The sequence below is a fragment of the Pedobacter sp. 01N416 genome (assembly GCF_056399685.1).
Genome location: NZ_JBFTRT010001128.1, coordinates 1 through 401 on the forward strand (window position 1 = coordinate 1; position 401 = coordinate 401).

Genomic DNA, 401 nt, shown 5'->3' on the forward strand with positions numbered 1-401 from the left:
GCGTAATGCTTCCCCAGGCCTGCGGTTTTATAAATCCCGCTTTAGTACCATAAATACTTTCACCGTAAATTTTAAGCCAATCGCCCAAACCTGCCAAACGGTTTTGAAACTCGGGCTGGATTTTACCACTCGGCATCGGGCCGATGTTCAGTAAAAGATTAGACCCTAAACTTGCAGCTTTAACCAACATATGTACCAGTTCTTTATTCGATTTGTAATAGGTATCGCTCAAATTATATCCCCACGAATTTGAAATGGTTTCGCAGGTTTCAAGTGGTAGTTTATCTGATGCCTTTTGAAAACTTAAGCCTGATTTATTTTCACCAGGAAGATCGCGTTCGAACATTTGAAAATCTTCTCCGGCAAAGGGTGTAAGGTGGTGATTGTTACCAATCATGCAC

1 protein-coding gene is annotated in these 401 nt (G+C 41.4%); it reads right to left on the bottom strand.

Annotation, left to right across the window (positions count from 1 at the left end; translation table 11 throughout):
- Positions 1 to 401: alpha-L-fucosidase (locus AC1DND_RS29555; protein ID WP_477586616.1), on the bottom strand; the 401-nt coding region annotated here is incomplete at both ends.